21 protein-coding genes are annotated in these 25612 nt (G+C 62.4%); 6 read left to right on the top strand and 15 right to left on the bottom strand.

Features of this window, described 5'->3' with window-relative positions; translation table 11 throughout:
- Positions 1-16: 16 nt before the first annotated feature.
- From DTX69_RS09200 to DTX69_RS09185, 4 genes are all read right to left on the bottom strand, one after another.
- Entirely contained in the window at positions 17-802 is a 786-nt protein-coding gene (locus tag DTX69_RS09200) for an ABC transporter permease (RefSeq protein WP_119301240.1), read from the bottom strand.
- Entirely contained in the window at positions 799-1710 is a 912-nt protein-coding gene (locus DTX69_RS09195) for an ABC transporter permease (RefSeq protein ID WP_119301239.1), read from the bottom strand. The genes DTX69_RS09200 and DTX69_RS09195 overlap by 4 nt, the downstream gene beginning before the upstream one ends.
- A 127-nt stretch (positions 1711-1837) precedes the next feature.
- Positions 1838-3046 (bottom strand): ABC transporter substrate-binding protein, encoded by a 1209-nt coding sequence (locus tag DTX69_RS09190; RefSeq protein WP_284735652.1) that lies wholly within the window; start codon positions 3044-3046, stop codon positions 1838-1840.
- 328 nt (positions 3047-3374) lie between these two features.
- On the bottom strand, positions 3375-4607 hold the full coding sequence (locus tag DTX69_RS09185; RefSeq protein WP_162917031.1) for a phospholipase D-like domain-containing protein: 1233 nt from the start codon (positions 4605-4607) through the stop codon (positions 3375-3377).
- Between the two features lie 457 nt (positions 4608-5064).
- Here DTX69_RS09185 and DTX69_RS09180 point away from each other — a divergent pair, with 457 nt between their 5' ends.
- On the top strand, positions 5065-5391 hold the full coding sequence (locus tag DTX69_RS09180) for a hypothetical protein (RefSeq protein WP_119301237.1): 327 nt from the start codon (positions 5065-5067) through the stop codon (positions 5389-5391).
- A 10-nt stretch (positions 5392-5401) separates the two neighbouring features.
- On the opposite strand, the gene DTX69_RS09175 is transcribed toward DTX69_RS09180, so the two are convergent.
- Positions 5402-5848, bottom strand: coding sequence for a VOC family protein (locus DTX69_RS09175; protein WP_284735651.1), 447 nt, complete (start codon positions 5846-5848; stop codon positions 5402-5404).
- On the bottom strand, positions 5845-6279 hold the full coding sequence (locus DTX69_RS09170; RefSeq protein WP_162917030.1) for a VOC family protein: 435 nt from the start codon (positions 6277-6279) through the stop codon (positions 5845-5847). Before DTX69_RS09170 ends, DTX69_RS09175 begins: the two co-directional genes overlap by 4 nt.
- Before the next feature lie 133 nt (positions 6280-6412).
- Here DTX69_RS09170 and DTX69_RS09165 point away from each other — a divergent pair, with 133 nt between their 5' ends.
- The 4 genes from DTX69_RS09165 (at position 6413) to DTX69_RS09150 (ending at position 9131) form a co-directional block, all read left to right on the top strand.
- Positions 6413-6709, top strand: a complete 297-nt coding sequence (locus DTX69_RS09165; RefSeq protein WP_119301236.1) for a hypothetical protein — start codon at positions 6413-6415, stop codon at positions 6707-6709.
- Between the two features lie 153 nt (positions 6710-6862).
- Positions 6863-7327: a RidA family protein gene (locus DTX69_RS09160; RefSeq protein WP_119301235.1), complete on the top strand. Its 465-nt coding sequence runs from the start codon at positions 6863-6865 to the stop codon at positions 7325-7327.
- A 69-nt stretch (positions 7328-7396) separates the two neighbouring features.
- Positions 7397-7891, top strand: coding sequence for a PAS domain-containing protein (locus tag DTX69_RS09155; RefSeq protein ID WP_119301234.1), 495 nt, complete (start codon positions 7397-7399; stop codon positions 7889-7891).
- Positions 7892-7937: 46 nt separating this feature from the next.
- The gene (locus tag DTX69_RS09150; protein ID WP_119301233.1) at positions 7938-9131 is read left to right on the top strand and encodes a GNAT family N-acetyltransferase; all 1194 of its coding nucleotides are present in this window, start codon (positions 7938-7940) and stop codon (positions 9129-9131) included.
- A gap of 4 nt (positions 9132-9135) precedes the next feature.
- Here the strand turns inward: DTX69_RS09150 and DTX69_RS09145 are convergent, their stop codons facing one another.
- From DTX69_RS09145 to DTX69_RS09120, 6 genes are all read right to left on the bottom strand, one after another.
- The gene (locus tag DTX69_RS09145) at positions 9136-9672 is read right to left on the bottom strand and encodes a hypothetical protein (RefSeq protein ID WP_162917029.1); all 537 of its coding nucleotides are present in this window, start codon (positions 9670-9672) and stop codon (positions 9136-9138) included.
- A gap of 113 nt (positions 9673-9785) precedes the next feature.
- The gene (locus tag DTX69_RS09140) at positions 9786-9983 is read right to left on the bottom strand and encodes a hypothetical protein (RefSeq protein WP_119301231.1); all 198 of its coding nucleotides are present in this window, start codon (positions 9981-9983) and stop codon (positions 9786-9788) included.
- Positions 9984-10006: 23 nt separating this feature from the next.
- Positions 10007-10642: a hypothetical protein gene (locus DTX69_RS09135; RefSeq protein ID WP_119301230.1), complete on the bottom strand. Its 636-nt coding sequence runs from the start codon at positions 10640-10642 to the stop codon at positions 10007-10009.
- A gap of 392 nt (positions 10643-11034) precedes the next feature.
- Positions 11035-13338 carry an ATP-dependent Clp protease ATP-binding subunit ClpA gene (gene clpA / locus DTX69_RS09130; protein WP_119301229.1) on the bottom strand — a complete coding sequence of 768 codons (2304 nt, stop codon included), beginning with the start codon at positions 13336-13338 and terminating at the stop codon, positions 11035-11037.
- 49 nt (positions 13339-13387) lie between these two features.
- Positions 13388-13753, bottom strand: coding sequence for an ATP-dependent Clp protease adapter ClpS (clpS, locus tag DTX69_RS09125; RefSeq protein ID WP_162917028.1), 366 nt, complete (start codon positions 13751-13753; stop codon positions 13388-13390).
- 159 nt (positions 13754-13912) lie between these two features.
- Entirely contained in the window at positions 13913-14629 is a 717-nt protein-coding gene (locus DTX69_RS09120) for a hypothetical protein (RefSeq protein ID WP_162917027.1), read from the bottom strand.
- A 133-nt stretch (positions 14630-14762) separates the two neighbouring features.
- Between DTX69_RS09120 and DTX69_RS09115 the strand changes: the two genes are divergently transcribed.
- Positions 14763-16187: a D-alanyl-D-alanine carboxypeptidase family protein gene (locus tag DTX69_RS09115; protein WP_119301226.1), complete on the top strand. Its 1425-nt coding sequence runs from the start codon at positions 14763-14765 to the stop codon at positions 16185-16187.
- 33 nt (positions 16188-16220) lie between these two features.
- Here DTX69_RS09115 and DTX69_RS09110 read toward each other — a convergent pair whose 3' ends face one another.
- From DTX69_RS09110 to DTX69_RS09100, 3 genes are all read right to left on the bottom strand, one after another.
- Positions 16221-17309, bottom strand: coding sequence for a CapA family protein (locus DTX69_RS09110; protein ID WP_284735679.1), 1089 nt, complete (start codon positions 17307-17309; stop codon positions 16221-16223).
- A gap of 120 nt (positions 17310-17429) precedes the next feature.
- Positions 17430-19082 (bottom strand): response regulator, encoded by a 1653-nt coding sequence (locus tag DTX69_RS09105; RefSeq protein WP_119301225.1) that lies wholly within the window; start codon positions 19080-19082, stop codon positions 17430-17432.
- Positions 19083-19094: 12 nt separating this feature from the next.
- Positions 19095-25325 carry a HAMP domain-containing protein gene (locus DTX69_RS09100; RefSeq protein WP_284735650.1) on the bottom strand — a complete coding sequence of 2077 codons (6231 nt, stop codon included), beginning with the start codon at positions 25323-25325 and terminating at the stop codon, positions 19095-19097.
- Positions 25326-25612 lie beyond the last annotated feature (287 nt).

The raw sequence follows: 25612 nt of genomic DNA, 5'->3' as shown, positions 1-25612 counted from the left end.
TTTAGACGACGCGTATTCACGGCGCCGCCTTGATCTGCTTCCCGTGCCCGACCACGTTGATGAGGCCCATGCAGGCCCAGGTCACCAGGAACGCAATGACGGCCAGCGCCGCCGGCTCATAGGCCCGGTTGGCGCCGATCAATTGCAGATAGGGCCCGAAGGCCGGCCGGTTGAGCAGGCTTGCCATGGTGAATTCGCCGATGACCGTGGCGAAGGTCAGGAACGCCCCGCTCAGGATCGCCGCCCGCACATTGGGCAGGATCACGCGGAACAGGATCGTCGGCCATCGCGCGCCGAGATTCTCGGCGGCTTCGGTCAGGACGCGCACGTCGATCGCCCGCATGCCCGTGTCCACGGCGCGATACATGTAGGGCAAGGCCAGCGCGACATAGCTGAACACCAGCAGCAGGTCAGTCGAGTGCGCGCTCCCCGTCAGCGGCAGGATCGAAGATGTGTTGTAAAGCCGCAAATAGCCGAACACGATGACGATCGCGGGGATCACCAGCGGCATCAAGGTGATGAATTCCACCAGCGGCCGCAGCTTGGGCAGGCGGAGCTGGATCCAATAGGATGTCGGCACGACGATCAGCACCCCCACCGCGATGGTGAGCAGCGCCATGAGCGTGGAATAGCCGAAGGTCGCCTGGAACCGCGGGTCTGCGAACACGACCCGGTAGGCATCGAAGCTGTATTCCCCGCGGCGCATGCGCAGCGAGAATTCGAAGGTTCCGATCAGCGGCACGACGAAATAGAGGGTGCCGATGATGATCGCGATCCAGGAACCGATCTTCTGCTGCTTCATCGCTGCCACCGGTCGCTGCGGGCGCGCAGCCAGATGTAGGCGCCATTGGAAAGCCCCGTGATGACGATCATGCCGAGTGCCAGCGCATAGCCGAGGTTCTGGTCATGCAGCACGTCGCCCCGGATCTGCGCATAGAGCAGGATAGTCACGATGTTGAGCGAAGAGCCGGTCAGCGCATAGGCTGTGGCGATCGCGCCGAAGGAATTGGCGAACAGTAGCAGGGTCGTTCCGACGATTGCCGGCCACAGGATGGGCAGAGCGACGTAGCGCCAGTATTGCCAGTAGCTGGCGCCCAGAATCTCCGAGGCCTCGCGCCATTCGCGTCGCAGGCCGTCCAAGGCCGGCGTGATGATGAGGATCATCAGCGGAATCTGGAAATAGAGATAGGTGAGCGTCAGGCCCCAGAAGCTGAGCAGGTTGAAACCAGTGGAATAGATGTTGAAATCGAACAACATGACGAGCAGCGTGGTCACGAGGCCGGTCCGGCCGAGCGTCGCCAGGAAGGCGAAGGCGAGCGGCACGCCGGCAAACTGCGACGCCACGCCGGAGAAGGTCATCAAGGTTGGCCGGAGCCATTGCGGCAGCCCGCCGATCACCGCCGCATACGCCAGCGCAAAACCGAACAGCCCACCGATGACGGCCGACGCGACGCTGATCTTGATGCTGATCCAATACGCGCTGCGGATCGAGGCCTGGGTGAAGAGCTGCGCGACGTTGACGAGGGTGAAGTTGCCCTGCGCATCCTGGAACGCACCGATCACCAGATAAAGGGTCGGTAAGATCAGGAACATCAGCGCGAAGATGAAAAACGGCGAGACGCCGATCCAGGCCCAGGCATTCTGCCCGAGCTGAACCGTTCGCGCCGGCGGCGCGGAAGCCTGCGATAGGGCTTGCCCCTCTTGAGCCATTGAATTCTCTAGCGAACCTGGCGGCGATCTGCCTGGTGGATACAGACCTCCCCCGCCCCCGCCGGATCATTGGCGGGAGCGGGGGAGCGTTGCAAGGCAAAAAGCCTGTTGGACCGGTTGGTCCGGGCTACTGGACGTTCGCGCCGACCACCGAATCCCATTGTTTGGTGATCACTTCCTTGCCCGCCGCCTGCTCATCCAGGGTCGGGAACACGGCCGCCTCATAGGCAGCGGCCGGCGGAAGCTTGTCCAGCATCTCCTGCGGCACCTTGCCGTTCTTCACCAGGTCGTTGAACCGGATCGGATGGCAGTAGCCCTTGAGCCACAGCAGCTGGCCTTCGTCGGAATAGAGATGCTCCATCCACAGCTTTGCCGCGTTCGGGTGCGGAGCGTAGGCGCTGATCGCCTGCACATAGACGCCGGCGACCACGCCGGTCTTCGGAATGACCACCTCGACGTTGGGATTGCCCTTCAGTGTGTCGCGATCGGCCAGTGCATTATAGTCCCAACGAATGACGATCGGCGTGGAGCCCTGTGCCAGCGAGGCCGCCTTGCCGATGACCGGCACGAAGTTGCCGGCCTTGTTGAGGTCGGCAAAGAACGCCAGGCCCGCTTCCCCGGCCTTCGCAGCATCGCCGCCGGCGGCTGACAGACCCGCCGCGTAGACGCCCTGGATCGCCTGGTTGGATGCGCGCGGATCGCCGGCCAGCGCGACCGCGTTGGCGTAGTCCGGCTTCAACAGATCGTTCCAATCCTGCGGCAGCGTCTTCACGATGTCGGAATTCACCTGGAAGGCGAGCACGCCGTAGTAGTCGCCGTACCAATATCCTTCCGCATCCTTCGCGCTATCCGGAATGCTGTCCCAGGTCGCAACCTTGTAGGGCTGGAGCAATCCTTCCGCCTTCGAAGAAGGGCCGAACGACAGACCGACGTCGATCACGTCGGGCGCCTGCGGACCCTTATTGTCCTTGTTCGCCTTGATCGCCTCGATCTCGTCGCCGGACCCGGCGTCGGGATTGAGCTCGTTCACCTGCAGGCCATACTTATCCTTGAAGCTCTGGATCAACTCGCCGTAGTTGCACCAATCGTGCGGCAGAGCGATCGTCGTGAGCTGCCCCTCCTTCTTGGCCGCTTCAACCAGAGCGGCCATCGGATCAGCAGCAGGGGCTTGCGTTTCGGTTGCCGCCGTCTGCGCGCCGGTTGCCGGCTGCGCAGCTTGTTCGGTCGTCGCTGGTGCTGCGGCTTGCTGTTCCTTTTTCTCTTCACCGCATCCAGCAATAGCCAGCACCGCCGCAAACGACGCGGCGGCCGCGTATAATTTCCATCGGTATGTCACGTTTGTCTCCCTCTTGACAGGTGCATGCTCGCAAGCGCGATCAGGGGCCGGCACCCTCGGCATCGGAATGGGCTTGTGTCATCAAACCTTCACTTGACGGTCGGAAGTCTCACGAACTGACAGTTATTGTCAAGGCGAGTTCCTTCCGCATAACGTGTCATGTGGCTCCCCCCGAAAGCGGCACCGCTTAGAGCACAAGGGTCGCTTCAGTCTCGTGGCACTTCGAAGTCACTTTGATGGACGAGACCGGACTTCCAGCCTATTGGACAATGCAGATGCCCAATGTAAGTAGCGGCAGACATTGGAACATTTGCGCCATCGGACTGGCTCAAAGGAAGTATTGCCAGGTGCGGTGGAAGAGCTCGGAAAGACGATCCGTCAGCGGTCGCTTCTTCCAGTCCGTCAGCTTGATCTCCTTCGTCTGATTCTCTCCCAGGATTTGCTCCAAGCTCCGCGCCGCCTTCCTGCCAAGCACGATGGCATCGACCTCGTCATTGAACAGCACGCTGCGGTGATCGAGGTTCGATGAGCCAACGGCCGACCACACGCCGTCGATCGTCACTGCCTTGGAATGCAGGATGACATGATCGATCTCGAAGATGCGAACGCCTGCCTCCAGCAAATCGGAATAGTGCGAGCGCGCGACCGCGACGGCTTGGGGAGCATCGCTGACGGCGGGCAAGACCAGCCGAACGTCCACGCCGCGCTCGGCGGCTGCCATCAGTTCGCGTCTCTCCTCGAACGTGGGTACGAAGTACGCCGTGGTGAGCCAGATGCGCCGTTCCGCATGACGGATGGCCGATATCAAGGTCACGTAGTAGCGCGACGTGTCCTGCTGCGGAGAGCTGCCGATGATGCGCACGATCTCACTGCCGCGCGCTGGTAGCTTCGGGAAGAAATTCTCCTGACTGAGCTTCGGCCCGCCTTCGCTTCGCCAGTGACCTAAGAATAGGCCCTGCAACTGTGCCACGGCGGGCCCCTCGATGCGGATCGATAGATCGCGCCAGGTGTTTGGCCGCCCGTCTCCGGCTTGCGCTTCCCTGTCAGTCCCGTCGCTGCCGGGCGTCTTGCTCTGATAATAGGTTGCGAGATTGACGCCGCCGATTACGGCGATTCGCCCATCGACAATCATGATCTTGCGGTGATTGCGGTCGTTGGGCGAGTAGCCGCTTGCCGCGGCTTCCAGCGGATTGACAGGGCGGAACTCCAGCAGATTGACCCCCGCGTCCTTGAGCCGCCTGAAAAATCCGCCAGGCGTGGTGCTGGAGCCATAGGAATCGTAGATGACGTTGACGGCAACGCCCGCCCGGCGCTTGGCGATCAATAGGTCGCTCAGACGCGTTCCATCGAACACTACATCCTCAAAAGTGTAATACTCAAGGTTGACGTGATCCCGTGCGCTTTCGATTGCTTCGAACACGGCGGCAAAAGTGCCATCGCCGTCCCGCAGCAATCCCGTTGCATTGCCTACGGTAAGGGGAATGCCAGCCAGCGCCTGCTCGACCTCAAGATGGCGCTCCAGGAGTGCATCCTGCTCTGTGTCACCGCCAATGCTGCTCAACAGACGGCGGCTTTGCGAAACACTCAGCACCCCCTCCGGGCCAAGGATGCTGGGGCTGCTGGGCGAAAGTGCGGTTGCTTCAGCAATGTCATTGTTGGCGTTGGGCACTGTTGCACAGCCACCCGCGATCAGCATGAAGACCACTAAGATCGCGTAATTTCGAGGCTTTCGGCGTGCCGCTATGACGTGGCCGTGCATGGCGGCGAACAACGCCCGGATGCGACAAAAAGTTCCACCGACGTGTGCTCGCCCGAATCGCGTACCGGCGCAGGGAACCTTGCCTCTCATTCGTTGTTTCTTCGAGCAATGGCACGCGCGTCGACCCGGTGCGCCACCCCACGCCCCGGTCCCGCTCCAGCATCCCCCCATGCATCGGGACCTTCAGGGTGCGGCGCGCGTCGCCATTGCTAAATTCTTTGGGCGTCATTCTTTGTTGGCGTGACCGGGAGATCTTCCAATGTTGAAGCTTAACTTGTTGGCGCTGGCGATGTTTGCCATTGCGGCTGCGCCAGTTCATGCGCAGACTTCGACGTCAAATCAGGTTCCGACCAGCTTGTCTCCAGACACCACCGTGGTCGGCGTTCCCGGCTGCCATTTCGGTGAAAAGATCGACAGCACGACCGCGGATGACGCTCAACGCATCCTGAGCCAGGCCGGCTACACCTCCATCAGCGGTCTCACCAAGGGCTGCGATAATTATTGGCACGGGCAAGCGATGTTTAACGGCGTCATGACCAACGTGATGGTTACGCCGGATGGCCGTGTCGTGCAGGAAGGCTCGTGACGCCGGGACTTTAGCTCGCTGGCGGTCCCTTTAGTTCGATTACGTTCCCGGATGGGTCGCGGACGTAGAACGATAAGCTCTCGCCGCGGCTACCTCCATGGGCTCTTTCTTCGATGATGTCGACGCGGTGGCGCGCCAAGTGACGGCGCAACTTCGCTTCATCATGAGCGCCGAGCGCCAGGCAGAGATGATCGAAGTTTCGACCGCCCGCAACCGGCGGGACGGCCCAGGCCGCCCGCTCGTCTGAGATATCAACCAGATCGATTAGCGCTGAACCCGCCCGCAATTGCAGCATGCCGTATTGTGGCAGCCTTCCCTCGATCTTGCAGCCGAGGACGCTGGTATAGAACCGCACGGCCGGCTTCATTCCCTTGACCAGCAGCAGAATGTGATCGATGCCCTCCAGCACGAACGGGGGCTTGGATCGCGTGGCGGGTTTGCGGCCCCTCCTCGTCACTCTCCGGCTTGTCGCTGCCACGGTTGTCCCTTCAGTTCCACCACGTTGCCTTCGGGATCAGTCACGTACAGCGAGGGCCCCTCGCCCTCCGCCCCGTAGCGCGATCCGGCCTCTCCAGCCTGGACGCCGTGCGCGGTCAAATAGGCCCGGATCTTGGCTTCATCATAGCCCTCGATCGTGATGCAGAAATGATCGAGATTGCGCCCTTCCTTGCCTGGAGCGGCGCCGCCCATCCGACCCAGCTTGCCGTCCACCGGGACCAGATCGATCAGAGAGCGGCCGGCCCGAACCTGCGTCAACCCAATCTCCGCCTGCACTCGTTCCATCGAGCACCCCAGGATATCGCAATAGAACCGTAGCATGCGGTCCAGATCGCGCACACGAAGCACGATGTGATCGAGCCCCTTGATCGCGAAGGGAATAGAACTCACGGCAGGAAGCACCCCTTTTTCAAGGCCTTATAGGAACGCGCCAAAGCCACATTTGCGCCACCTTGCCACCATCTTGCCGGCCTCTTGTTGCGGTGTCATCAGGCAACGAAAAGCCACAGGGGATCAGTGCACCATGAAACTGCGTCTTAATCTCCTTCTCCCCGCTTTCCTGATTGCGACCGCCGGCCTTGAGGTGGTGGCGGCGCCAGATGTACTGCCCGGCTCGCGCGCGGATCAAGCCTGCCAGATCGACGAAAGATCCGAGGGCCCAACTCGGATCGAGGCTGAACAGCGCATCCTTGCCGAGGGCTATACGGAAATCAGTCGGCTCGCAAAGGGTTGCGACGATGCCTGGCACGCCCTGGCCCTGGCCGAAGGCGACCCCGTAAATGTCCTGGTCACGCCAGAGGGCGCCGTGCTGACGGAGTGACGGGATCCGGACCACGCGCTCCTCTGCGTCGCATCTCGATATGTCTCGTGACAAGTACGGCGCACCGGTGGCTGAGAGTGTCGTGCTCAGTCTGGATTTGCGGTCCGGCTTGCGGCTATGCTCCGCGGCGATTTCAAGTTTGGGAGCTGACCTATGTCCGGAAGAATTGCCGCCCGCCTCGCGGAACTGAAGATCGAATTGCCGAAAGCCGCTGCACCGGTCGCGAACTATGTGCCGGTCGTCATCACCGGCAATCAGGCGTTCGTGTCCGGTCAAGTCACGGTCTGGAACGGCGAGCTCAAATATGTCGGTCAGCTCGGCAAGGACTTTCAGATCGAGGATGGACAAAAGGCCGCACGGATCTGCGGTCACAACATCCTCGCGCAACTGCAAGCGGCCCTGGGCGATCTCGATCGTGTTAAACGTTGTGTCAAATTGAACGTTTTTGTGAATTCGGCGCCCGGTTTTACCGACCAGCCGAAGGTTGCCAATGGCGTTTCGGACTTCATGGTCGAGGTACTCGGCGATGCAGGCAAGCATGCGCGCTCTGCCGTGGGCGTGGCGCAACTGCCACTCGGCGTTGCAGTAGAGGTTGACGCCACCTTCGAAATCGTCTGATCTTGAGGCTGGCGGTTTTGGTGGGCGTATTTTAGTGGGGAATGGGACCGAAGCTGCGACCGGGGGACCATGTACCTGCCCAGCCAGATGCCGATGCCGGTAATCACGCATCCACAGCTGCGTACGCTGGTGGAACTCTGGGCATCCAAGCGGCAAGGCGACATGCTGCCAAGCCGCAGCAACTTCTCTGATGACGACCTGCGTCCGTGGTTCGGCAATCTGCTGATGGTTGATGTCGTCGAGGGACCGCACCGCTTTCGCTTCCGCCTGATGGGCACCTCTCTGGTCGATGCGGCCTGCCGCGAGCTGACCGGGAAGTTCTTCGACGAGGCGGACATTTCCGGCTATGAGCCGGACGTCCTGGACGACTATGCCGACGTGCTCCGAACCAAAGCGCCAGTCTGCAAGACTCGGCGTTACAATCCCAACCCCGGAGCCTTCATGGATCATTGGCGGGTCTATGAGCGATTGCTGCTGCCGCTTGCGAGCGACGGCAAGGCTATCGATCGCATTCTCGGTTGTTCCTTTCCGATGGCGGATCGGCAGAACCTGACCCTGCTCTGAACATCAGGTTGCTTGACCCGCCGCGCCAGCGCCGCACAATGCGGGTATGAACCGTCCTGCTTCGACTTTGTCCGCGCGCGTCGTCGATGGCGTCGCACGCATTCCGGCCGCCGCTTGGGATGCCTGCGCCGCTGGCGAATCCGCGCTGGCGGGGGACTGCCCCGAAAATCCCTTTGTCGGCCACGCCTTTCTGGATGCCCTGGAGCAATCCGGATCGGTCGGGCGCAAGGCCGGCTGGCTGCCGCAGCATCTGGTGATCGAGGATGGAAGCGGCACGCTTCTGGCCGCCGCGCCGCTCTACGTGAAATCCCACAGCCAGGGCGAATATGTGTTCGATCATGGCTGGGCCGATGCCTATGAGCGGGCCGGCGGACGCTACTATCCGAAGCTCCAGGTCGCTGCCCCCTTCACCCCGGTGCCGGGACCGCGTCTGCTGGTGCGCGCGGGGCCGCGCGCAAAAGAAGCGCGTGCCGCCCTGATCTCGGCGCTCATCTCCGCAGTCGAGAATTCAGGCATGTCGTCGCTGCACGTCACCTTCGCGACGCGCGAGGAGAGCGATTTGCTGGAGCAGGTCGGGTTCTTGACGCGCATCGGCGTGCAATATCACTGGGCCAACGAGGGCTACGCTGAGTTCGGCGATTTCCTCAGCGCACTTAATTCGCGCAAGCGCAAGGCGATCCGGAAGGAGCGCGCGGCCGTTGCCGAATACGGCCTCGCCATCCATGCCTATGAGGGCGCTGAGTTGACGGCCAAGCACTGGGACGGCTTCTTCGCCTTCTACATGGATACCGGCAGCCGCAAATGGGGCCGCCCCTATCTCAACCGCGATTTTTTCGCCCGCATTGCCGATAGCTTGCGCGATCGCATCGTCCTGATGCTGGCGGAGAATGATGGGCAATTGGTCGCCGGCGCGCTCAATCTCAAAGGCCCGCAAGCCCTCTACGGCCGCAACTGGGGTTGCCTGGAGGATTACCGGTTCCTGCATTTCGAGCTGTGCTATTACCGCGCGATCGACTACGCGATCGCGCACAAGCTATCGCGCGTCGAGGCTGGCGCCCAGGGCGAGCACAAGATCCAGCGCGGCTATTTGCCGACCGATACATACAGCTCTCACTGGATCTCAGACCCACGCCTCAGGGCCGCGATTTCCGATTTCCTGGACCGCGAACGCGCTTACATGGCGCAGGAAAAGACGGCGCTGGAGGAGTTCACACCCTATCGTCATGCCGAGCGGAGCTGAGGCGTTACCTTCGTAGGTAATAATATCTGCCCGCACATTCCCGGCCACCGACGAGCCTTGCGATTCCATCTTCATCAACGAGGTCGTAGAACACAGCGCGATCGAGATTGCCTTGGTTGTACATCCCTCCCGACCATTCTCCGCAAGGATCATTCGCACGTTTAGCATAAGCCAATATGTCCGATCGCTCGGGGGTAAACGGCCCCTTGTCCCGTACGTAGTGTGCAAGGCACTCGAATGTCGAGACGATCTCCAGAGGGATTTCCGCACTCACCGGCTCCGCCTGAAGGCGAGCCATGACCTCGCCCGAGACCGGCGAAATACGACCGAACTTTGGAATAACGCCGACACAGACAAGTGACGGCTGTTTCAGGACGTTGCGAACGCGCTGCAGCTGATCCGATAGGATCAGATAGCTCACAGTGTCCAGTTCTCCGAAATCCGTCGCCTTGATGCGAGCCGATGGGTCGGCACAAGCCGACAGCAACATGCATGCGGCGACGAAGCCGAGATTGCATCGGCGTATATAGCTGCGAAACACGCGGAACCCCGTTCGAAGAACAGGGAGAGAGTGCCGCGTTACGGGGCGTCACGCAACCAATCGGCCATGGCGCGGCAGGAGAGGTTCCCAATCTGCCGGAAAAAGCAAAATACCTATATCAGCGCCTGGCCATTGCAGCCGCGCGCTGCCAGCCGGCGAATGTGGGTGACGTGAGCTGCCTCATGGAAATCGCCATGCTTGTCCGCCAGGGCACTGCCAAATGCCTGCTCAAGCCGGTCCAGAACCAGATCGAACCGGTGGAGCAGCCGCTCGCTCCAGTTCGTCGATACTCGGAGAGTAACATCGGCCATCTACGCCTCCTCTATTCGTACCGCTACCGCGCCAGCTCGCAGCCAAGCTTGCGGGCGACGGCGCCGCCATTGACGGTATAGAAGTCGAAGTCGCTGTCATCGGTGGCGCGGACGAAGCCGCCGACATAGTCGCCGCAGCCGCTCATCAAGCCCTTCATGTCGGCCTCCATCGGGCCGGCGACGATCATCATCGCGCGCTCATGGGTCTCGCGATCGACGACGCGCTTGCCCGTGCTTTGGCACTCGGTGGCATGCTTCAGCGTAAAGAGGCTGTCTTCCACTTCTGCGTTGTCCGCCTCGAGCTGTGTCATCAGGGTGCGGGAAATTGTTTCGGCACCGCCGTCCTCGGTGCTTACGGCGATGCACATCACTGCGGGCAGTGCCGACTTGCGGCGCATCTCGCTGATCTGGTCGGAGATGATGTTGTAGAGGATCACATCCTTGGTGGTCATGGCGCCCTGCTTCGGGCGCGTCGCCTCCGCGTCAGCGACCTCTTCCGGCGCCGCCATAGCAGGCTCGGCGGTACCGGCGGCCGCCGCTCGATTTCTCGGCAGCTTGTCGTCCGTGTCGCGGGCAGCCGAGGCGACCGTGGCGCCGGCGCCCAGGCTCAAGGGCAGGGCTATGGCCATGGCAGCGGAAAGGATGGTCGTTCGCAGCATGCGAGGGCCTCCGTTTGGCGTGACGGCGTGCAGATGCACCCCGCCAGGTTTCACAGGCCCCCATCGATACGAACCAGCGCACCCCTTCCCGTCCGCCAGGTGCTCACCGGCCCAGTCCTGGACGGACATCCGGGTTCCCAACCGGACATCCGGACAAAGCCGGCGCTGCTGATTCGCGCGTTAATACTCTTCGCGAGAGTTCTTAAAATTCGGTAAGCATTGGTGTGACAAGGCCATGACCCGCCCAGACCTGCTGCCACACCTAGATCACAGAGTGTGTGGTCTGGGCGGGAAAGAAAAACCACAGCGCAGGGATCGTTCCCCGGCTGCGGCTAACATGGTCGTGATTGCCTAGGACAGAGCAATAAAGCTAACGCCAACAACCAGTTCGGTCAGGCGTCGACTGGTTCGACCGTCTCTTCCCGCGGCGCGGACTTGCCCTCGGCGATGTCGAAGGTCAGCTTGTCCGCCTCGCGATCGAGCCCGATCCGCACCATTCCGCCCTTTTCGAGCCTGCCGAACAGGATGTCCTCGGCCAGCGGCTTCTTGATGTTCTCTTGGATGACCCTGGCGAGCGGGCGGGCACCATAGAGCGGATCGAAGCCCTTCTGCGCCAGCCATTTCCGGGCATCCTCGGCCAGCTCGATGGTGACGTGCCGGTCGGCCAACTGAGCCTCGAGCTGCATCACGAACTTGTCCACGACCTGGGCCACAATCTCTGGCGGCAGGTTGCTGAAGGCGATGATCTGGTCCAGGCGATTGCGGAATTCCGGCGTGAACATCCGGTTGATCGCCTCCGTATCGTCACCCTCGCGCCGATCGCGAGCGAAGCCAATGGCCGCCTTGGACATTTCCGAGGCGCCGGCATTGGTGGTCATGATCAGGATCACATTTCGGAAGTCCACGACCTTGCCATTGTGGTCTGTGAGCTTTCCGTGATCCATTACCTGTAACAATATGTTGAACAGATCCGGATGGGCCTTCTCAATCTCATCGAGCAGTAGAACCGAGTGCGGATGCTGATCGATTGCATCGGTCAACAAGCCGCCCTGGTCGAACCCGACATAGCCCGGCGGGGCGCCGATCAGGCGGGAAACCGTGTGCCGCTCCATATATTCGGACATGTCGAATCGAGTCAGCTCGATCCCCATGCAAATCGCGAGCTGGCGGGCGACCTCAGTCTTGCCGACCCCAGTCGGGCCGGAGAACAAGTAGCAGCCGATCGGCTTTTCGGGCTCCCGCAGGCCCGCGCGGCTGAGCTTGATCGCTGCGACCAGAGTCTCGATCGCCTTGTCCTGGCCGAACACCATGGTCCTCAGGTCGCGCAGCAGGTTCTTCAGCGTGTTCTTGTCGTCCTTGCTGACCGACTTCGGAGGAATTCTGGCGATGGTGGCGACAGTCGCCTCCACGTCCCGCACGGTGATGGTCTTCTTGCGCTTGGATTCGGGCAGGAGCATCTGCGCCGCACCGACCTCGTCGATCACATCGATCGCCTTGTCCGGCAGCTTGCGGTCATTGATGTAGCGCGCCGCCAGCTCCACCGAGGCGCGGATTGCCTCTTGCGTGTAGCGCACCGAGTGGTGCTTCTCGTAATAAGGCTTCAGGCCGCGCAGGATCTTCACGGCATCCTCGACCGACGGCTCGTTGACGTCGATCTTCTGGAAGCGGCGGACCAGCGCCCGGTCCTTCTCGAAATACTGCCGGTATTCCTTATAGGTGGTCGAACCGATGCAGCGCAGCAGACCGGACTGGAGAGCCGGCTTCAGCAGGTTGGAGGCATCCATCGAGCCGCCGGAGGTCGCGCCGGCGCCGATCACGGTGTGGATCTCGTCGATGAAGAGGATGGCGCCTTCCGTCGCCTCCAGTTCCTTCACCACCGCCTTCAGCCGTTCCTCGAAATCGCCGCGATAGCGGGTGCCGGCCAGCAGCGCGCCCATATCGAGGGCAAAGATCGCGGCATTTTTCAGAACGTCCGGCACGTCCTCGTTGACGATCCGGCGTGCCAGCCCTTCGGCAATGGCGGTCTTGCCGACTCCCGGATCGCCTACATAGAGCGGATTGTTCTTGGTCCGGCGGCAGAGGACCTGGATGGTGCGGTTGACCTCCGCCTCGCGCCCGATCAGCGGGTCGATGCGGCCGTCCTTGGCTTTCTGATTGAGGTTGACGCAATAGGCCTCGAGTGCGTCGCTGCCGGTCTTCACACCGCCATTGCCCTCGGCCTCCGGATCGGCGCCGCGCACGCGCCGCGTTTCGGAGCGGCCGGGCGCCTTGGCGATGCCGTGGCTGATGTAATTGACGGCGTCGAGCCGCGACATCTCCTGCTCCTGCAGGAAGAAGACGGCATGGCTCTCGCGCTCGGAGAACAAGGCGACCAGGATATTGGCGCCCGTCACTTCCTCGCGTCCGGACGACTGCACGTGGATGGCGGCACGCTGCAGCACCCGCTGGAAGCCGGACGTCGGCTTCGCCTCGTTATGGTGGGTGCCAACGATGTTGCCGAGCTGGTTGTCGACATAGTCGATCAAATCGCGGCGTAGCCGCTCGACGTCGACATTGCAGGCCCGCATGACCGCGATCGCGTCCTGGTCATCCACCAGAGCCAGCAGGAGATGCTCGAGGGTCGCGTAGTCGTGCCGCCGCTCATTCGCGTAGGCCAGGGCCCGGCGCAGGGTTTGTTCTAGGTTCGGCGACAACATTCTACCCTCTCCTTCACTCAAACCGGCGCCCGGGGATCGTCGGAACGCCTCATTCCTTCTCCATCGTGCATTGCAACGGATGCTGATGTCGGCGCGCGAAGTCTATGGTCTGCGTGACCTTGGTCTCCGCCACTTCATAGGTATAGACGCCGCACACCCCCACGCCGCGATGGTGCACGTGGAGCATGATCTCGGTGGCTGCTTCCCGGCTCTTGTTGAAGAACCGCTCCAGGACGTGGACGACGAACTCCATCGGCGTGTAGTCGTCGTTCAATAGCAGCACCCGATACATCGAGGGCTTCTTGGTCTTTGGGCGTGTCTTGACGACCGTGCCGGTGCCGGTTCCCGTGCCGCCGGTCGCGTCGCCGTCATTCCGGTCTGGTCCGCTCGCGCGCGGTACCGTTACACCCGCCATTACGCCCTGGGCCCTATCGGTGTCGCTTCTCCACATTGCTCTATAATATTGGAAGTCAATGCCAAGTTAAAAGATAGAGCACGTGGGCCAGCGATCAACCACGATAAAGGTGGGTGAATCCGCCACTGATGGCAATGGACCATTGGATCAAATGGGCGCTCAGAAGGCATTGAGCAGCCCACCGATCCCCTCGCCCGACACGGTCAAGACGAAAATCGTCGCGGAGCGATCGCGTGCCCGGCCATGCTCCACCCGATCGCGCGGCAGCACCGGAACAGGGTTTCGGAAGGCCAGGCCGGTCCTGTCCCGCGCCAGCAGAAACTCCTGGAACTTGATTTGCGGGAAATCGCCTTGGGCATGGACCCAAGCGTCGAAATGGAACTGACCATTCCGGCAACCGGACGCCACCCAGTAGAAATCGCGCGAATGGAGAATCTTGCCCTGTGGTGCGCCCTGGCCCCATCCACTTTGCAGCAAGAGGTCGCGGAACTGATCGAACTCCGCATCGCTCAGTTGCGTCTCGGACCTCTGCCAGCGCCACGGCGCCAGCAGGTCACTGAGTTCCACTTGGGCAAGATTGGTCGGACCCATCGCCCGCGCAACGAAATAGGCACCACCGGGAGTGGGACTGGCCTGGGTGATTTCGTATGACCGAATCTGCTTCTCATATTGGCTGTTGTAAACCAGTCGATAGCGATCGGCCGCGCCCTCTGTGCAGCGCTCACGGATATCGTTGCCATCGAGATAACTGAACCAGGCAACCTTACGAACGGCCGGGTTATCGATATCCGTCCTGGGCTGACCGTGATAGGCGCACCCACTGAGGACATACACCATTAAGGTTACTTTGAGTGCCGCTCTCAGCATGTCGCCCACGTCCCCGAAATGTTTGACTCATTTTTGCGTTAAGGGGCCATAAACCAAGATCTTGGTATAGACAAGATTCAGTCGGATTCGTATCATCTGTTAACAAATTGCGCCGCGTTTGTCGGCATGAGGGGAAGTGTTGATGACGTCCCAAATCGCGGTCAGGACAAGACGCGGCAGTTTGTCCCAGTTCCGGATCACGGTTGCGTTTGCCCTCGCGCTGGTGGTGCTGGTGATTTTGGGGCGGACAACGTCTGCTGAAGCCCGCCCGGTGCAGGCCAACATCGTGGTCGACGTCGCCACTGGCCAGATCTTGCAGGCTTCCAACGCGGATACATCGACCTACCCCGCCTCTCTGACCAAGATGATGACGCTGTACCTGCTGTTCGAGGCGATGCAGGACGGTCGCGTCAAGCTGACTGACACCATCACCTTCTCGAAATACGCGGCCAGCCAAGCGGCCACCAATCTGAATGTGCGCGGCGGCGATCGCATCTCGGTCGAGACCGCGGTCCTCGCATTGGTCGTGCGCTCGGCAAACGATGTTGCGACCGCGGTCGCCGAGCATCTGGGTGGCACGGAGTCCGGCTTCGCCAAGCTGATGACGAACAGGGCCAAGTCGTTGGGCATGTCACGGACCACTTTCCGCAACGCCAACGGCCTGCCGGATTCGAATCAGCGGACGACAGCGCGTGACATGGCGACCCTTTCGGTCGCCCTCATCCGCGACTTCCCGCAATATTACGGCTACTTCAAGCGGACCAGCTTCAAGTATCGCGGCGTCACTTATGCCGGCCACAACAAGCTGCTGAAGAGCTTCAAAGGCTACGATGGCATCAAGACCGGCTATATCCGCGCATCCGGCTTCAACCTCGCCAGCTCGGCCGAGCGCGACGGCCGTCGGCTCGTCGTGGTCGTGCTGGGCGGCAGCAGCCCCTCGATGCGCGACCGACAGGTTGCCGACCTTCTGACCGACGGCTTCAAGACGGCACGCGGCACTGGCACGCTGCTGGCCGCGAAGGCGCCGCCGCTCGGTGGCCATGTCAAGGCAGCCGCGCCTGCCCCGGCGGACACGACGGCGGAATCAATGGTCGAAGACGTGATCGCCAACATCCTGATCAAGCCGGCCCAGGCCGACACAGGCGGGACGATCGACGAGAGCGATAGCGCGGTCAGGCTTGCTGGCATCAAGGGGATGATGCCGCTCCTGAAGCCCGGCACGCGATCCAACATTGTCACCATCGCCAGCGCTGCGGCGCCCGACTCCCAAGCCACCACCATGGTCTGGAAGCCCGCCGGCGATTACGGCATCCAGGTCGGTGCCTATTCCAAGTACAACGCAGCGCAGCAGGCTGCGCAGACCGCAACCAAGTCGGAAGCCGAGTTGCTGGCCGACGCGCGCATCATCATCGACACTCAGAAGATGAACAACGGCAGCAAGCTCTATCGCGCCCGGGTCGCCGGCCTCAGCAAGAGCGATGCCCAGATCGCCTGCCGCAACCTCCAGGCAAAGCGCACCGACTGCCTGGTTCTGAAGATCGATCCCGCCCTGGCAATGGGGAACTGACGTTCGGTCTACGTCAGGGGCGGCGGCTATGTTTTATCGCCATGACAGTGCCATCGCCCCGGTCGGCATCACATCAACATGTGTACCGAACCGCTTTCCTTCCCGATTGAGAAGATGCGCCAGCCAAGCAACGTCCGGCCTCGATGGGTGATTCAGGCGAAATTTCTTGATCTGAAAGGGACAAAGCTCGAGCCGAACCAGCTTGCCGGTGCCCCCATCGATCTCTGCCAGATACATGAGGACCAGATCGTCACGAAACTCCTCGTAGCCAGATATCCCTTCATAGTCATCGATGAAATCCCCGCAGCCATACAGGATCAGCTTGCCTCTATGGACCTCGATCGCCTTCGGATGATGCGATGAGTGACCGTGAACGATGTCGACGCCACCGGCCTCGACGAGCCGGCGAGCGAAGGCTCGCTCCTCCTCCGCAATCTGATACCCCCAGTTGGCACCCCAGTGGATCGAAACCACTGCAACGTCACCCGGCTGTTTCTGTCCTAGAACCGCGGCACCAACCTGCGCGGCCGTGTCGGCAGACCGATCGGGCAAGAGATTCACGCCCGCACGGCTCGGCGCCGCTGCCCACATGGGAGGAATGCCGCTGGTCACGCAGCCGAAGCTGAACACCAGCACCCGGCCGCCGGCACAGTCGAGTATCGCCGCCGCGCGTGCTTGCGTCTCGTTTTCGCCCGCTCCTGCAAAGGCGATATCGGCGTGTCGAAGCGCCTCGATGGTGTCCGTCAGTCCGGTGTACCCGCAATCCAGCACATGGTTGTTTGCCAGACAGCAGCAATCGATACGGGCGGCCCCAAAGCACGGCAAGTTCGCCGGATGCATGCGGTAGTTGATGCCCTTTGGCCAGAGCTCGGGGCTTGCGGTGACGCTGGTTTCGAGATTGATGATGCGCGCGTCTGGCCGCGCAACATCGAGCTCTGCCAACGCGTCGCCCCAGATGTAGCCGAAGGGGACCGGTGCCGGGATGGGGCCGTTGGCGGCTTCGGCCAGCTCCACGTAACGCCGCGCGGATCGCACATAGGGCTCGCGGATTTGAGGATCACCAGGGTGCGGCAGGACCTGATCGATTCCCCGCCCCGTCATGACATCGCCGCAGAGGAACAACTTCAATCTGGACTGGCCTCCTCCCAGAATGACCGAGGCACGTCTGGACCCTGCACGTTACCACAACCACGCGCTTTCGTGATGCACGCGGGCGGGAGCGGGCCGAATGCCCCGTCGCCGTCAGCTCGCCAGCGGCCGCTGTTGCAGGGCCGTCAGGATAGAGCGGAGTTCATGGGAACCGAACGGCTTCGACAGCCGCGGCAGGTCCTGCGCATTGCTGTTCGGAAAGTCCGCATAGCCGGTCGCCAGGATAATCGGCAAATCGGGTCGCAGACGACGGATGTGCGTCGCCAGCTCGGCGCCGGTCATGTCCGGCATGGCATAGTCGGTGATGACCGCGTCAATCGACCCATCGGAACGCAGGACACGCAGCGCCGATGCACCGGATGGCACGACTTGGCTTTCATGGCCGAGGTCTTCGAGCATGGATGCGGTCAGCAGCGCGACCAGCGGCTCGTCATCCACGACCAGGACGCGATAGCGCGGCATCGTGCTATTCGGCGCCTGCACGGCTTCGGCCCCTACGATGTGTGCCACCCCGGCCGCAACGGGAAACCACAGCTCGACCATCGTGCCTTCACCTTGCTGGCTGGAAATGCGCATGCCGCCGCCGGATTGAACAGCAAGGCCATGCACGGTCGAAAGTCCCAGGCCCGTGCCGCGCCCGACCTCCTTGGTCGTGAAGAACGGCTCGCTGCATCGTTTGAGGATGGCTTCGTCCATGCCGGTTCCCGTGTCGGTCACGGTCATGCGCACATAGTCGCCGGGCTCAAGCGACCGCAGTCCCGTCGCCCCGGTTTCGCTCTGCGCCGAAATGCGCAGGCGCCCACCGTCCGGCATGGCATCGCGCGCATTGAGCGCAAGGTTGAGAATTGCAAGCTCGAGCTGGTTGGGATCGACCGAAATCAGCGCCAGACCTTGATCGAAATCCATTTCGATCTGGATCGTGGGTCCGATCGACCGCTGCAGCATCTCCGCCATGCCCTCGGTCAGTCGCCGCACGTCGACTGCTTCCGGTTTCAGCTCCTGGCGTCGGGCGAAGGCGAGCAATCGCTTGGTGAGAGCAGCGCCGCGTTCGGCGCTCTCGCGCGCGGCGGTCAGGAAGTGCTTGGCCTTGGGATCGCTGAACGACTGCTTCGCCAGGTAGTCGAGGCTGCCGATAATGCCCATCAGCAGGTTGTTGAAATCGTGCGCCAGACCACCGGTCAGCTGGCCGAGGCTCTCCATCTTCTGCATCTCGTGAACCTGGGCAAGGGCAGCCTCCCGCTCCCGCGTCCGCTCTTCGACCCGTTGCTCGAGCTTCAGGTTCGCCTCCGCCAGCGCAGCGGTTCGCTCCTGCACGCGGCGCTCGAGTTCGGCGTTCAGCCGCTCCAGCTGCCGGGTCTTGCGATAGAGCTCGGCGAATATCTTGACCTTGGCGCGCAAGAGGTCCGGCACGACCGGCACCGAGATGTAGTCGACCGCGCCATGCTGATAACCCTTGAGCCGGTCGAGCTCGGTTACTGAGATAGCCGAAACAAAGATGATCGAGAGCGTGTGAAAACGTGGATGATCGCGAATCATCGAGGCAAGCTCGAACCCGTTCAGATCCGGCATCACCACGTCGATCAGGACGACCGCGATGTCTTTCTTCAGGATCTGTTCCAGCGCCTCACGACCGGACGACGCCTTGATCAGGTTTTCCCCCAAATCGCGTAAAATGACTTCATAGCTCAGCAGCTTGGCCGGCTGATCATCGACCAGAAGGATGTTGACCGGCTCGTTCGCGTTCATCAGTCGTCGTCCTCAGCGGTGCAGCCACATGCGCAGGACGGACAGCAACTGTTCCGTATTGACCGGCTTGGCGAGATAGTCGGACGCGCCGGCCTCCAGGCACTTTTCGCGGTCGCCTTTCATCGCCTTGGCCGTCAGCGCGACGATCGGAAGGCGGCGGTACGCCGAGTTGGTGCGGATCGCCTGCATGGTCTGATAGCCGTCCATCTCCGGCATCATGATGTCCATCAGCACCATCGCGATCTCCGGCGTGGAATCGAGAAGCTGAATCGCCTCCTTGCCGGTGGTTGCCGTCAAAACGTTCATGCCGCGCCGCTCGAGCACGCTGCTCAGCGCAAAGATGTTCCGGGCGTCGTCGTCGACCAACAGGACCGTCCGGCCGATCAGGTCCTCGTCGGAGCCGTAAAGCCGCTCCAACATGCGCTGCTTGTCGGGCGGCAGCTCGGCCACGACGCGATGCAGGAACAAGGCGGTCTCATCCAGCAGCCGCTCCGGTGATTCGACGCCCTTGACCACCACGCTGCGGGCCATGGTGTGCAGTTGCGCGTCCTCCTCGGGAGTAAGCTCCCGGCCGGTAAAGACCACGACCGGAACGTCGGCCAGGCAGGCTTCCTCACGCAGCTCATCCAGGACGTCGAAGCCGGACATGTCCGGAAGCCGCAGATCGAGAACCACGCAATCGATCTGCTCCGACCGCAGCCTTTCCAGCGCCTCCGCGCCGGTTTCCACCGCGACGATGTCGATGTCTTCGTGACCCAGCAGCTCGGTGATGCTGAGCCGCTCGGCCGCATTGTCCTCGACCACCAGCAGGCGCTTGCGCCGGGGCGCGATGAAGCGCTCGATGCGCGACATGATTTCCGCCAGCCCCTCCTTGCTGGAGGGCTTCGTCACGAACCCGAACGCCCCGCGCGCCAGGCCATGCTGCCGGTCCTCGTCCAGCGTGACGATTTGAACCGGGATGTGACGGGTCGCCGGGTCCTGCTTCAGTTGACTGAGGATGCTCCAACCCAACATGTCAGGCAGGAAGATGTCGAGCGAGACGGCGCTGGGCAGATGTTCGCGCGCAAGGCTCAAGGCATCGGCGCCGCACTGCGCGATCAGCACCTTCAGCCCTGAATTGTGCGCCAGATCGGCGAGGATCCGCGCGTAGTGCGGGTCGTCCTCCACGATCAGCAGCGTCTTGTCTTCCGGTCCGATCTCGGCGCGATCGTCAGGCATCTGTTCGACCGGCAGTTCGGCCGAGCGCCCACTCGCGAGCGCCAAGGAGCCGTTGCCCATCTTGGCCGGGGCGGTACGCTGCTCGGCTGCTGGCTCCGCATATTTCAAGGGCAAATAGAGCGTAAAAGTGCTGCCCTGGCCGGGCGTGCTGCGCAGGTGGATCTCGCCCCCCAGCAGGTTGGCCAACTCGCGGCTGATCGCAAGGCCCAGACCGGTGCCGCCATACTTGCGGCTGGTGCTGGAATCGGCCTGCTGGAAGGCCTCGAAGATGATCTTCTGCTTTTCCGGCAGAATACCGATTCCGGTATCGGAGACCTCGAAGGCGATCACCGAGGGCGCGTGGCGCAGCGCCGCGTGGTCCGGTGTCCAGCCGCCGGCAACCTCCGTGATGCTCAGCCGGACGCCGCCATGCTCGGTGAATTTGAAGGCGTTCGACAGCAGGTTCTTCAGGATCTGCTGCAGACGCTTCGAGTCCGTGATCATGCTGCGGTCGAGACGCGGGTCGACGCTGGTGTCGAAGTTCAGCTTCCGGTTCTCCGCCTCGTGCCGGAACGGCCGCGCCACCATGTCTACCAGATTGCTGAAGAACACTTCCTCCGCTTCCACCGATACCGTGCCCGATTCGATCTTCGACAGATCCAGGATATCGGTGATGAGATTAAGCAGGTCGGTACCCGCACCGTGGATCGTGCGCGCAAACTCGACCTGCTTGGGCGCGAGGTTGCCCTCCGGGTTCTCGGAAAGCTGCTGGCCGAGGATGAGGATGCTGTTCAGGGGCGTGCGCAGCTCATGCGACATGTTCGCCAGGAACTCGGACTTGTATTTCGAGGTCAGGGCCAGCTCCGCCGCCTTTTCCTCCACCGCACGGCGGGCCTGGTCGATCTCCTGGTTCTTGCGCTCCACCTCCACATTGCGCTCGGCCAGCTGCTGGGCCTTCTGCTCCAGCTGCTCGTTGGTCTGCTGCAACTCGCGCTGCTGCGCCTGTAGCTCCGCCGCCAGCTTCTGCGATTGCTTCAGCAGGCCTTCGGTCTGCATGGTCGCTTCGATGCTGTTCAGCACGATGCCGATGCTGGCGGTGAGCTGATCGAGGAACGAGATCTGCAAGTCCGTGAAGGCGCTGACGGAGGCCAGCTCGATCACCGCCTTCACCTGCCCTTCGAACAGGACCGGCAGCACGATATCGTTCTTCGGCAGCGCCTTGAACAAAGCGGAGCCGATCGGCACGACATTCTCGGGCATATCGCTGATCAGCATGCGCCGTCCGTCGGCGGCACATTGCCCGATCAGCCCCTCACCGACCGCCAGGCGCTCGGGATGCCCGTCCGCGCCATGGTCGGCATAGGAAGAGAGCAGCTTCAGGCTTGGTTCCAAGTCGTTATCGACCAGATAGATGACGCCGTTCTGCGCATTGACCAGCGGCGCAAGCTCCGACAGCAGCATCCGGCCGACGATGCCGAGGTCGCGCTGACCCTGCAGCATGTTGGTGAAGCGCGCGAGATTTGTTTTCAGCCAATCCTGCTCGGTGTTGCGGTCGGTCGTCAGGCGCAGATTGCCGATCATCGTGTTGATGTTGTCCTTGAGTTCGGCCACTTCCCCGCGCGCATCGACCTGGATCGATCGCGTCAGGTCGCCCTTAGTCACCGCCGTCGCCACCTCCGCGATCGCGCGCACCTGGGTGGTGAGGTTGGCCGCCAGCAGGTTCACGTTGCCGGTCAGATCCTTCCAGGTGCCCGCCGCGCCCGGCACGTTCGCCTGGCCGCCAAGGCGCCCTTCCACGCCGACCTCGCGCGCCACGGTCGTCACCTGGTCCGCGAAGGTCGCGAGCGTGTTAGTCATGTTGTTGATGGTCTCCGCCAGGGCCGCGACCTCGCCCTTCGACTTCACCGTCAGGTTCTGCTTGAGATCGCCGTTGGCGACGGCCGTCACCACTTTCACGATGCCGCGCACCTGTTCCGTCAGGTTGGCGGCCATGACGTTGACGGTGTCAGTGAGATCTTTCCACGTGCCGGCGACGCCCGAGACCTGGGCCTGGCCGCCCAACTTGCCTTCGGTGCCGACCTCGCGCGCCACACGCGTCACTTCCGAGGCGAAGGCGTTGAGCTGATCCACCATGGTGTTGATGGTGTCCTTCAGCTCCAGGATCTCGCCACGCACATCCACGGTGATCTTGCGCGACAGGTCGCCGCGCGCCACCGCCGTCGTCACCTGCGCGATGTTGCGCACTTGGGTCGTGAGATTCGCCGCCAGCAGGTTGACGTTATCGGTCAGGTCCTTCCACGTGCCGGCGACACCCGGCACGACGGCCTGGCCACCCAGCCGGCCTTCGGTTGCGACTTCGCGCGCCACGCGCGTCACTTCCGCCGCGAAGGAACGAAGCTGCTCCACCATCGTGTTCAGCGTCTCCTTCAGCAGAAGGATCTCGCCGCGAACATCGACCGTGATCTTCTTCGACAAATCGCCATTTGCGATGGCGGTCGCCACCTCCGCGATGTTGCGCACCTGGCCGGTCAGGTTACTGGCCATGAAGTTGACGTTGTCGGTCAGGTCCTTCCACGTTCCCGCGACGCCCGGCACCACGGCCTGGCCGCCCAGCTTGCCTTCGGTGCCGACCTCGCGCGCCACGCGCGTCACTTCCGACGCGAACGCATTGAGCTGGTCGACCATGGTGTTGATGGTGTTCTTCAGCTCCAGGATCTCGCCCTTCACATCGACGGTGATCTTGCGCGAGAGGTCGCCGCGCGCCACGGCCGTGGTCACCTCGGCGATGTTGCGCACCTGCGCCGTCAGGTTGCCGGCCATGGAATTGACGTTGTCGGTCAGGTCCTTCCAGGTTCCGGCCACGCCCGGCACCTGTGCCTGGCCGCCCAGGCGCCCTTCGGTGCCGACCTCGCGCGCCACGCGTGTCACCTCCGAGGCGAAGGAGTTGAGCTGATCCACCATCGTGTTCAGCGTTTCCTTGAGTTGGAGGATTTCGCCCTTCACGTCGACGGTGATCTTGCGTGACAGGTCGCCGTTGGCGATGGCGGTCGCGACTTCGGCGATGTTGCGCACTTGGCCGGTCAGGTTGCCGGCCATCGAGTTCACGCTGTCGGTCAGGTCCTTCCAGGTGCCGGCAACGCCCGGCACCTGCGCTTGGCCGCCCAGGCGCCCTTCGGTGCCGACTTCGCGTGCCACGCGCGTCACCTCGCCGGCGAAGGCGTTCAACTGGTCGACCATCGTGTTGATGGTCTCCTTCAGCTGCAAGATCTCGCCGCTGACGTTGACGGTGACCTTCTTGGACAGGTTACCCTGCGCCACCGCGGTCGCCACTTCGGCGATGTTGCGCACCTGACCAGTCAGGTTGCTGGCCATGGAATTGACGCTGTCGGTCAGGTGCTTCCAGGTGCCGGCGACGCCCTTCACCTCCGCCTGGCCACCAAGTTTGCCCTCCGTGCCGACCTCGCGCGCGACGCGCGTCACCTCGCCGGCAAAGGCGTTGAGCTGATCCACCATGGTGTTGATGGTATTCTTCAGCTCCAGGATTTCACCGCTGACATTGACGGTGATCTTCTTGGACAGATCGCCGTTCGCGATGGCGGTCGAGACCTCCGCAATATTGCGCACCTGGGCCGTCAGGTTGCTGGCCATCGAGTTGACGCTCTCGGTCAGGTCCTTCCAGGTACCGGCGACGCCCAGGACGTTGGCCTGTCCGCCAAGACGCCCGTCTGTGCCCACTTCGCGCGCCACACGCGTCACCTCGCCCGCGAAGGCATTCAACTGATCCACCATCGTGTTGATGGTTTCCTTCAACTGCAGGATCTCGCCGCTGACATTGACCGTGATCTTCTTCGACAAGTCGCCGCCTGCGATGGCGGTCGCCACCTCCGCGATGTTGCGCACCTGCGCCGTCAGATTGCTCGCCATTGAGTTGACGTTGTCCGTCAGATCCTTCCATGTGCCGGCGACGCCAGGCACCTGCGCCTGGCCGCCCAGGCGCCCTTCGGTGCCGACCTCGCGCGCGACGCGCGTCACTTCCGACGCGAAGGCGTTGAGCTGGTCCACCATCGTGTTAATGGTGTCCTTCAGCTCCAGGATCTCGCCGCGCACGTCGACAGTGATCTTGCGCGAGAGGTCACCACGTGCAACGGCCGTCGTCACCTGCGCGATGTTGCGCACCTGATCGGTGAGATTGCCGCACATGGCGTTGACCGAATCCGTCAGATCCTTCCAGGTGCCGGCGACACCCGGCACCAGCGCTTGGCCGCCCAGCTTGCCCTCGGTGCCGACCTCGCGCGCCACGCGCGTCACTTCCGATGCAAAGGAACGCAGCTGATCCACCATCGTGTTTATGGCTTCCTTGAGCTGCAGGATCTCGCCGCGCACGTCGACGGTGATCTTCTTCGAGAGGTCGCCCATCGCGACGGCGATGGTGACTTCCGAGATGTTGCGGACCTGCGCCGTCAGGTTGTTCGCCATGGAGTTGACGCTCTCGGTCAAGTCCTTCCACACGCCAGTCACCTCTGAGACCTGGGCTTGCCCGCCCAGCTTGCCGTCGGTGCCGACTTCGCGCGCCACGCGCGTCACTTCCGAGGTGAAGACGCTGAGCTGCTTGATCATCGTGTTGACGATGGTGGCGGAACGCAGGAACTCGCCCTTGAGCGGCCTGCCGTCCACTTCGAGTTGCACGGTCTGCAACAGGTCGCCTTGAGCCACGGCGGAGACGGCGCGCGTCAGCTCAGTGGTCGGCCACAGCAGATCGTCAATGAGCGTGTTGATGGAACTCTCCATCTCCGCCCAGGAGCCGCTGGGCACGCCAAGCCGGACGCGCTTGCGAGTCTTGCCTTGCCGGCCGACCACTTCGCCCACCTGCTCCAGCTGCTGGGCCATGCGCTCGTTCGCGGCGACGATGTCGTTGAAGGTATCCGCGATCTTGCCGGCCAGACCGACCTGATCGCGCGGCAGACGGACGGAGAAATCGCCCACGCGCATTGCCTGCAAGGCATGCAGCAGGCTACGCATCGCCCCCGTCGGGTCTTCAAGATCCACGCCGGGTGGTGCTCCAGCCGGCGCTGGGCTTGGCTCGAGCAAGCCGCTTGGTTCGACCTGAGAAGAGCGTTTGGCACCACGCATTGACGGCTCCCGAATCCTAAAGGGGCTGCAACCGACGAGATCTTGTAACGGGAGTGAGATCGACGGAGACGGCGCGCGCGCCCGTTCGACTGGCTCCGCACCGCGAAACACGGCCGGGCCGTCGCGACGACAGCTCGTTTATCCCACATCTTTTGGCTGATCCCCGCATCCCCAAGCAAGCCTTGAGCAGACTTCTCCGGGAC

The organism is Dongia deserti (genome assembly GCF_003574735.1).
Taxonomy (GTDB): domain Bacteria; phylum Pseudomonadota; class Alphaproteobacteria; order Dongiales; family Dongiaceae; genus Dongia_A; species Dongia_A deserti.
This window is presented reverse-complemented; position numbering and strand designations above follow the sequence as displayed.